Annotated in this window: 8 protein-coding genes; 3 read left to right on the top strand and 5 right to left on the bottom strand. The window is 68.1% G+C overall.

The window, feature by feature from the left end; genetic code table 11:
• Window positions 1–105: 105 nt before the first annotated feature.
• Window positions 106–1,179: a hypothetical protein gene (locus tag J4Z35_RS00985; protein ID WP_143181242.1), complete on the bottom strand. Its 1,074-nt coding sequence runs from the start codon at window positions 1,177–1,179 to the stop codon at window positions 106–108.
• Window positions 1,180–1,383: 204 nt separating this feature from the next.
• Between J4Z35_RS00985 and J4Z35_RS00990 the strand changes: the two genes are divergently transcribed.
• Window positions 1,384–2,436 (top strand): MoxR family ATPase, encoded by a 1,053-nt coding sequence (locus J4Z35_RS00990; protein WP_131941833.1) that lies wholly within the window; start codon window positions 1,384–1,386, stop codon window positions 2,434–2,436.
• Window positions 2,429–4,114 carry a VWA domain-containing protein gene (locus J4Z35_RS00995; RefSeq protein ID WP_083603901.1) on the top strand — a complete coding sequence of 562 codons (1,686 nt, stop codon included), beginning with the start codon at window positions 2,429–2,431 and terminating at the stop codon, window positions 4,112–4,114. The genes J4Z35_RS00990 and J4Z35_RS00995 overlap by 8 nt, the downstream gene beginning before the upstream one ends.
• A gap of 152 nt (window positions 4,115–4,266) precedes the next feature.
• On the opposite strand, the gene J4Z35_RS01000 is transcribed toward J4Z35_RS00995, so the two are convergent.
• The 4 genes from J4Z35_RS01000 to J4Z35_RS01015 are packed head-to-tail and all read right to left on the bottom strand — an operon-like array spanning window position 4,267 to window position 7,930.
• Window positions 4,267–5,250, bottom strand: coding sequence for a glycine betaine ABC transporter substrate-binding protein (locus J4Z35_RS01000; protein ID WP_038569779.1), 984 nt, complete (start codon window positions 5,248–5,250; stop codon window positions 4,267–4,269).
• Window positions 5,251–5,254: 4 nt separating this feature from the next.
• Entirely contained in the window at window positions 5,255–5,995 is a 741-nt protein-coding gene (locus J4Z35_RS01005) for an ABC transporter permease (protein ID WP_006945175.1), read from the bottom strand.
• Window positions 5,992–7,296 carry an ABC transporter ATP-binding protein gene (locus tag J4Z35_RS01010; protein WP_006945041.1) on the bottom strand — a complete coding sequence of 435 codons (1,305 nt, stop codon included), beginning with the start codon at window positions 7,294–7,296 and terminating at the stop codon, window positions 5,992–5,994. Before J4Z35_RS01010 ends, J4Z35_RS01005 begins: the two co-directional genes overlap by 4 nt.
• Complete coding sequence (locus tag J4Z35_RS01015; protein ID WP_038569784.1) at window positions 7,289–7,930, bottom strand: ABC transporter permease; 642 nt, start codon at window positions 7,928–7,930, stop codon at window positions 7,289–7,291. Before J4Z35_RS01015 ends, J4Z35_RS01010 begins: the two co-directional genes overlap by 8 nt.
• 410 nt (window positions 7,931–8,340) lie before the next feature.
• Here J4Z35_RS01015 and J4Z35_RS01020 point away from each other — a divergent pair, with 410 nt between their 5' ends.
• Window positions 8,341–8,883: a GNAT family N-acetyltransferase gene (locus J4Z35_RS01020; RefSeq protein ID WP_038569787.1), complete on the top strand. Its 543-nt coding sequence runs from the start codon at window positions 8,341–8,343 to the stop codon at window positions 8,881–8,883.
• Window positions 8,884–9,069: the final 186 nt, after the last annotated feature.

Here is a 9,069-nt window from a genome sequence, read left to right on the forward strand (position 1 = left end):
GGTGTGGAGAAACGCGTCATCCGTGACGCGTTTCTCCACACCCCTGGTGTCTTCTCTTTGCGCCTAGATGCACCCGGGTGCATCTAGGCGCAAAGAGAGAGGACGTCAGACGGCGACGTTCTCCTCGAGTTCCTCCTCGGTCTCGGGGTCGAGCTCGTCGCGCTCGTCCTGATGCGCCTGCTCGGCGTGGCGTCCGACGGGGCTGGACGCAGCTTCCTCGAGCTCACGGGCTCGCGCAACACGTCGCTGTTCGACCGCGCATCCGGCTGCGAGACAGAGCAACCCGACGACCAACCAACCGAACAGGATGGTGAGCGGACCGGCGATCGAGGCGTCCGGGAAGTAGATGATGCGACGCAGCGCCTCGACGAAGCCGGAGCCGATCCAGAAGTCGTGCAGCCAACCGAAGAAGCTCGGCTGCATGACGGGCGCGAACACGCCGCCGGACGAGGTGAAGTTGAGCGCGACGAAGATCGCCGAGTACAGCAGCGTCGCAAACCGTCCGACGATCGGGTGCAGGCCGACACCGACCGTCAGCACGCCGGCTGTGTAGAGCAGCGACAGCGCCCACGTTGCGAGCACGTGCCCACCGAACATGTCGTAACCCCACGCCGCGATCGCGAGTTCGATCGTCGAGATGACGACGGCGGCGCCGGCGGCGAGGGCGATGCGCTGGGCGAATGGGCGGCTCGCAGCCGCCGCGCCGATGGCGATCGACGTGGCGTACGCGGCGACCGTCAGGGCGACGAGGAAGAAGAAACCGTTCTGGCCGGCGGGGTCGTCCTCGGTGAGGGGCGCGACGTCCTTGACGGTCAGCGCATCGTGCTGCTTCTCCGCGACGGGGCGGAACATCTTCTCGACGACGGACTTCGTCGTGTCGGACGCGCCACCGGCGGTGAGCAGTTCGGCCTTGCCGTCACCGGGGACGTAGGCCGCGGAGATCTTCAGGTGCTTCAGCTGATCCGTGGCCTGCTCGGGCGTCGCGATCGTGCGGACGTCCGCCTCGTCGCCGAACGCGTCCTGCACCTTGGCCGCCAGCGGGCCGGCCTGCTGAGCCTGACCGACGACGGCGACGGGCACGTGGTGGGGCGACGGCTTGTGGAAACCACCGAGGTAGGCGGCGCACATGATGAGGCCCATGAGGATTGGAACGATGACGTGCGACAAGATCGTCCTCATCGGGGCCTGCGCGGTTGGCGGATGCGCGGTGGACATCTCTTCCCTTCGTTTAATTAGGTTATCTATATTTAATCGTACACCTGACTGCGAGGTGTGCGCGAGCTGTGGGGCCGGCGTCACATCGAATCGTTCCGAGGGCCTACCCGGTCAAACCGTTCTGCGTTTTCGCCGATCGCGGCCTGAGCCATCCGCGACAATGGCACGGTGACTGCGCACTTCGAATCCGTCGACGACGTCCGCGACCGCCTCGCCGAGGCCGGCTACCTCGCGAGCGACGCCATCGCGACGACCGTCTTCCTCGCTGATGCCCTCGGCAAGCCCCTGCTCGTCGAGGGGCCGGCCGGCGTCGGCAAGACCGAGCTGGCGAAGGCGGTGGCGGCGGCATTGTCCGGCGCGACGGGCACAGACGCCGACCTCGTGAGGCTGCAGTGCTATGAGGGCATCGACGAGGCCCGCGCCCTCTATGAGTGGAACCACGCCAAGCAGCTCCTGCGCATCACCGCCAACACCGCTCTGGCACAGGCGTCTTCGTCGGGCGCGGCCGCGTCCACATCGACCACGAACAGCGCCGCGGGCGCTCAGCCGGACGCCACGCCGGGCGCCACGCCGGGCGCGTCCGGTGTGGCGTCAACGAACGCCTCCAGCCCCGTCGGCTCGCCATCGGGCGGCGCCGCCCACGACTGGGACGAGCTTGCCACCGACATCTTCACCGACGACTTCCTCCTGACGCGTCCGCTGCTGCGCGCCATCCGCAACACGCAGCCGACGGTGCTTCTCATCGACGAACTCGACAAGGCCGACGTCGAGGTCGAGGGCCTCCTGCTCGAGGTGCTGAGCGACTTTCAGGTGACGGTGCCCGAACTCGGCACGATCAGTGCGACGCAGCGACCGTTCGTCGTGCTGACGTCGAACGCCGCCCGCGACCTGTCGGAGGCGCTGCGTCGACGCTGCCTGTTCCTGCACATCGACTACCCGACGCCGGCGCTCGAGCAGCGCATCGTCGAACTCAAGGTGCCGGGTCTCGACGCGGCGCTCGTCGAATCCGTCGTGCGACTCGTGCACCGACTGCGCCAGATGCCACTGCGCAAGGCACCGAGCGTCGCCGAGACCGTCGACTGGGCGCGCACCCTCATCGCCCTCGGAGCCGACGGCACGGGCGATCTCGACGCGACGGTGCTGCGCGCCAACCTCGGCGTGCTGCTCAAGCACCAGGACGACATCGAACGCGCCTCCACGCTGCTCAAGCTCGATGCCTGACGACGCCGTCATCCCCGCCGGCGCGGGTGCGCCGGGCGCCGGGCGGCGAGCTGCGCACTCGGACACCGCGGGCTACGGACCGCGCGCGTCCGTGACGTCATCCGCCGGCCCGGGCATCGCGTCTGCGGGCGTGCTGCAGCGTCGACTCGTGTCGTTGGCGAACGCGTTGCGGCGCCACGGCGTCGTCGTCGGCACGAGCGACGTCATCGACGCGGGGCGCATCGTCACCGCTCTCGGGCTCGACGATCGCGAGCGTCTGCGCGAGGGTCTCGCGTCGGCGTTCATGCGACGCGGCGAGCAGCGGCGCGTGTTCGACGAGTTGTTCGACCTCTACTTTCCCGCCGCCCTGGGCGCGCGCACCCGCCTGACGGACCTCGAAGAGGACGGCGCCGCAGACAAATCCGGTGCTCACCCCGACGGCGAGCCCGAACCCGACTCGCTCGACGCACTCGACGACTTCGACCCCCTGACGGCGGACGCCGCGGCCCTGCGCGAGCGCGCCAGGGCGCTGCAGGAGATCCTCGCGCAGGCTCTCGCCGCTCAGGACGAGCGGGCGTTGAACGCCCTCGCAGCCACCGTCGTCACGGAGTTCGGCGTGCTGCGGCGCGAGGGTGAGAACGGGTTCAGCGCGAACCAGGCGATCGAGCAGTTCCAGCCGAACCTCGCCATCGCGCGCGCATCCGAGCTCATGCAGCAGGGCCCAGAAGCCGGCGGTTCTGACGGCGGCACGGCCGGTGGCAGCTCGGGCGGCGGGGGTGGTGGTAGCGGTCAGGCGATGGGTGCCGATCAAGGGTGGCAGCCGGAGCGCTTCACGCAGCGGCTCGATCGTGACGACGCCCGCGAGCGCGTCGCCGCGTTCCGGCGCCGTGTCGAGACCGAGACGCGGCGACGCAACGCGGAGATCCGTGGTGTCGAACGGCTGGCGGAGCACGCCGTCACGACGCCGCTCGAGCGTCGCGCATTCAGCCAGACGTATGCCGTCGATGCCGCGGAGATGCGGCGCGTCGTCGACCCTCTCGCCCGCAAGCTCGCAGCGCGGATGACGGCCAAGCGGCGCCGCGCGTCACATGGGCGCATCGACATCCGGCGGACGCTGCGGGCGTCGATGTCGACGGGCGGCGTACCGATCGAGCCGGTGTTCACGCATCACGCGCCGAACCGTGCGGAGCTCGTCATCCTCGCCGACATGTCGAGTTCGGTCGCCGGGTTCAGCCGGTTCACGATCCTGCTCATGCAGGCGATGCAGGCGCAGTTCGCGCGCGTGCGCGTCTTCGGGTTCGTCAACACCGTCGACGAGCTGACCGCGGTCGTCAAGGAGGTCGGGCGCGACGGCGACCTCGTCGAAGCGCTCAAGGGCAACCGGCGCATGACGCGCGGGCACCGCAACAGCGACTACGGCCAGACGTTCGCCGACTTCGTCGAAGACCACCTCGACGCGGTGACGCCGCGTGCCACCGTCCTCATCCTCGGCGACGCGCGCACGAACAACACCGACCCGCGCTACGACGCGCTGCGCACCATCGCGCAGCAGGCGAGGCACGCGATGTGGCTCAACCCGGAAGCCGAATCACAGTGGGGCCAGGGCGATTCCGTCGCACACCGATACGCCGCCATCGTCGACATGCACGAGGTACGCACCATCACCGATCTGCGGGAGTTCGTCGCCCGAGCCTTGTGACACCCGTGCCCCTCGAGTGCCGCCACGCCGACGACGTGCCATTACCTGCACGAGAAATGTGCAGCTGCCCCAGGATTGTTCAGCACATTCCTGGGGCAGCTGCACAGAAGTCGGGCAGCTGACGACGCACCATCAGCACCCTCGGCCACGACCTACTCGATGAAGCCCTCGCTCTTCAACCACTCCTCGGCGACCTTGCCGGGATCTTTGCCCTCGACGTCGACGCGGGCGTTGAGATCGATGAGGGTGTCGTTGTCGAGCTTCTTCACGACCGGTTCGAGGATCTGCGCGATCTGCGGATACGTGTCGTAGATCGTCGTCTTGACCACGGGCGAGACGTTGTAGTTGGGGAAGAAGTGCTTGCTGTCGCTCATGACGTCGAGGTGGAGACTCTTGATCCGCCCGTCCGTCGTGAAGACCTCACCCAAGTTGCAGACCTTCTGGTCGATCGCCGAGTAGATGGCGCCGGTGTCCATCTTGCGGATGTTGCCGGTCGGCACGTCCTTGCCGTACGTCATCCCGTACGCCTTGAGCATGGGTTGGAAGCCGTCGTTGCGGTTCGCGAACTCCGACTCGATGCAGAACGTGCGCTCGCCGACAGGCACCTTCTTGAGATCCGACAGATCCTTGAGCCCGTACTTCTTCGCGAAGTCCTGACGCATGCCCAGGCTGTACGTGTTGTTCATGGGCGCAGGTTCCAGCCAGGTGAACCCGTTCTTGGCGTCCTCCGCCTTCACGGCCTCGTACTGCTTGCGCGAATCAGCGATGGGGTCGGTCTTGCCCATGTAGGTGATCCACGCCGTGCCCGTGTACTCCATGATGAGCTGCACCTGCCCCGTCAGCTGCGCCTGGCGCGAGGCCGCAGAACCGGGGATGGCGGTGAAGTCTTTCACCTTCGCGCCGCCCGACTGCAGCATGATGACGGCGATCTTGCCGAGGATCTGCTGCTCGGTGAAGTCCTTGGAACCGACCGCGATGTCGAGCCCGTCGAGCTTCTTCACCGAGGCCAGGGGGCCCGCGAGCTTGGCACTCGTCGTCAGCCCGCCCGAGGTGCCGAGGCCGCAGGAACTCAGCGTCACGGCCGTCGTGACGGCGACGACGGCGCCCGTCGCTCGCCTCATTCGCTGGCGTGTCATCCGATCACATTCCCTTCGGCGTGAGCAGGGCTTCGAGCAGGCGCCCGGCCCATTCGAACGCGAGGGCGAGCAGCGCGATGAGGATGCCGCCGCTGACGAGCACGGGGTAGCGGAACAGCTTGATGCCGGTCGTGATGAGCTCGCCCAGGCCACCGGCGTTGATGAAGGCCGCGAACGAGGCCGTGCCCGCGACGAGCACGAGCGCGGTGCGCACGCCGGCCATGATGATGGGCGCAGCCAGGGGCATCTCGATGCGCAGGAGCGTCGCCATCTGGCTCATGCCCATGCCGCGTGCGGCTTCGACGAGCGTCTGGTCGACCTGCTGCAACCCCACCATGGTGTTGCGCAGCACCGGCAGGAACGCGTAGATCGCGAGCGCCAGCACCGCCGTCCAGAAGTCGAACGCGATCCACATCGCGAGCAGCACGATGAGGCCGATGACGGGCGTCGCCTGTCCCGCGTTCGCGATGGCGATGACGGGGCCGGAGAATCGCCGGAATCTCGGACGCGTCAGCAGCACTCCCAGCGGGATGGCGGTGACGAGCACCGCGACGGCAGCGGCCGCCGTCACCTTGAGGTGTTGCCAGAACAGGGTGCCGAGCAGGCTCCACTCGAGCTGGCGGGCCTCGATGTCGTCGAGGTCGGCGTTGAGGCGCCAGATCACCCAGCCACCGCCGACGAGCAGGATGAGGATGGGCAGGCCGACGATCATGCCGAACCGCTCACGCCCCAGGCGCTTCCTCATCGCTGCTCCCCCTCGTCGGCCTGAGCGTCGAAGTCCGTGGTCGAGGAGGTGTTGGCGACGACCGTCGAGCTCGCGTCAGCCTCTCCGTCGACGCGTTCGCTGAGTGCGGCCGCCTGCTCCTGCACCTGACGGATGTGCTCCATCACCTGCTGGAACGACGCGACGCCGCGGTACTCGCCGCGCCCGCCGGTGACGACGACGGCGCCGTGGCTCGAGGTGAGCATCGCGTCGAGGGCGTCGTTGAGGGTGGCACGCGAGTCGACGGTGATGAGGTTGACCCCACGGTTCTCGACCCGGGTGCCGCGCATCCGCTCGACGTTGATGAAGTCGACCGGGCGTCCGCGTTCGTCGAGCACGACGACGTTGGGGGAACCGCCACGCTGGGCGGCCTCGCGCGCCTCGGACGCGTCGGCTCCGACGGTGACGGTACCCAGCTGCGTCGCGCCGATCTCGTCGAGGCGTGTCAGCTGCAGCGACTTCAGCGCCGAACCCGAGCCGACGAAGTCCTCGACGAACTCGTTGGCCGGCGCCGCGAGGATGTTCTCGGGGGTGTCGTACTGCTCGATCCGCCCGCCCTCGGAGAGGATGAGGATGCGGTCGCCCAGCTTCAGTGCCTCGTCGATGTCGTGCGTGACGCAGATGATCGTCTTGCTCAGCTGGCGCTGGATGCTGAGCATCTCGTCCTGCAACCGCTGCCGGGTGATCGGGTCGACGGCGCCGAACGGCTCGTCCATGAGGATGACGGGTGGGTCGGCCGCCAGGCCACGGGCCACGCCGACGCGCTGCTGCTGCCCGCCCGACAGCTCGCGGGGGTAGCGGTCGCGGTAGCGCGCAGGGTCGAGACCGACCATGTCGAGCAGTTCGTCCGTGCGCGCGGCGATGCGCTTCTTGTCCCACTTGAGCAGCCCCGGCACGACGCCCACGTTGTCGGCGACGGTGAGGTGCGGGAACAGCGAGCCACCCTGGATGACGTAGCCGATCTTGCGGCGCAGGTCGTCGACCTTGTGGTTCTTGACGTCGTCACCGTCGATCGTGATGCGACCACTCGTCGGGTTGATGAGCCGGTTGATCATCTTGAGCGACGTCGTCTTGCCGCAGCCGGAGGGGCCGACGAACATGACCATCTCGCCGGCGGGGACGGTAAGGCTGAGGCCGCCGACGGCCGCCTTCGCCTGGCCCGGGTACTTCTTGACGACGTCGTCGAAGACGATCTCGGCGCCCGTGACGTCATGGCTGGCGGGCTGCTCGTTGACGGTCTCGGTGACGGGAGCGTCGTGGTCGGTGCGGAACAGATCAGGCACGGATACCCCTGGGAATCGTCAGTCGGCCGATGCCGACGAGAATGAGGTCGAGCACGAGGGCGAGGATGACGATGCCGATCGTGCCGACGAGGGCGAAGTTGATGGCGTTGACGCCACCGTTCTGAGACAGGCCGGTGAAGATGTAGCCGCCGAGACCTGGGCCGAGGGCGTAGGCGGCGATGGCCGCGACGCCGAACGACATCTGCGTCGAGGTGCGCACCCCCGCGAGGATGACGGGCCACGCGAGTGGCAGACGCACCTTGAGCAGCGTCGCCACCTTGCTCATGCCCATGCCGCGCGCGGACTCGAGCAGGTTCGCGTCGACAGCCTGCAGACCGACGACGGCGTTGCGCAGGATCGGTAGGACGGCGTAGAAGGTGACGGCGATGACCGACGGCACCGCACCGATGCCGACGAGCGGCAGCAGGATGCCGAGCAGCGCGAACGACGGCAACGTCAGGCCGATCGCCGAGAAGATGTTCGCGAAGCTCTCGAGCTTCTTGTTGCGGATGACGATGACGGCCAGGACGAGCGCGATGATCGTCGCGAGCAGCACGGATTGCACGACGAGCGACGTGTGCTGGTAGCTGCGGTAGGCGATGTCCTCCCACCGGTCGGCGATGAAATCCCACACAGGCCTCACCCTCCCTTCCTTGACGGTGACGCAGAGCGTCCTGGGCCGCCGTCATGGGCTGGAGAAGCCACACCCAGGCGGGCTGGATCGCCCGGATCACGCGGGCTGCAGTTCGCTTCAGCCTATGGGCAACCTCGGCAACACGAGCCGTTCGACGTCGTTGTCAGGGTTGGACCGCGCCTCTTGACGCCGCCTCGACGCGTCGCCGTGCCGTGTGCTGACGGCGAATGCGGCGCGCAGGTAACGAATAGCTCACGATGCGCTGAATACGGCGAATCACCGTGTCGCCGGCGCGATCGGGCGGCGACACGGCTGTGCCTCGGCGCTGACCGATCGCTGCCTCTTCGACCCGATCCGGCGGTAGCGGCTTCGCGTTGACGGGTCCACGCCGCGTCACGAGACTGGGCGTCATGACTGTTCTCCCTGCCGGTGCCCTTCCGTGGCAGACCTACCGTGACGTGCGGCTGCGGGCATTGTCGACGAACCCAGAGGCTTTCGGGTCGACGTTCGCCCGTGAGAGCGAGTTCACCGAGCAGGTCTGGGCCGAGCGCGCGATGAGCCCCGGCACGTACCTGTGGATGCCGGACGCGGGTGAGCCGGAGGCGTCGAGTCAGGTCGCGCCGCGCGCCGACGGGCTGATCGGCCTACGACCGGGCCAGATCTACTTCGACGACCCAGCCGTCGTCGGCGCACTGGGGTACGAGGCGCACGCGATCGCGTTCGTCGTGCAGATGTGGGTGGAGCCGGCGCGCCGCGGCGCCGGCGTGTTCGACGCGCTCGTCGACGCCGTCATCAGCGATGCGCGCGAGCAAGGGCTGCGCGCCATCGGGCTGCACGTCTACCGCGCCAACGAGCGCGCGGCTGCGGCGTACCGGCGTCGCGGGTTCCGGCTCGTCGAGAACCCGACAGCCGAGTGTCCGGCCGACGAGGCCGAGTACCTGCTCCCTCTATGACCCGCTGCAATCCTCCGGCCCCCAGCGGCCGTGCCCGTCCCCATCCGCGATTCTTGGTCACCGGAAGCTGTCAACCTGATTGGAGTCACGTGGGGTTGAGTTGGGTGATTTCGGGTGTTGTGGCGGCGATGGGGCGCCGGCCTCGGTAGCGTTCGGGGTTCGCGGCGTACTGCGCATCCAGGACGG

The organism is Dermacoccus sp. NHGro5 (genome assembly GCF_017565385.1).
Taxonomy (GTDB): domain Bacteria; phylum Actinomycetota; class Actinomycetes; order Actinomycetales; family Dermatophilaceae; genus Dermacoccus; species Dermacoccus nishinomiyaensis.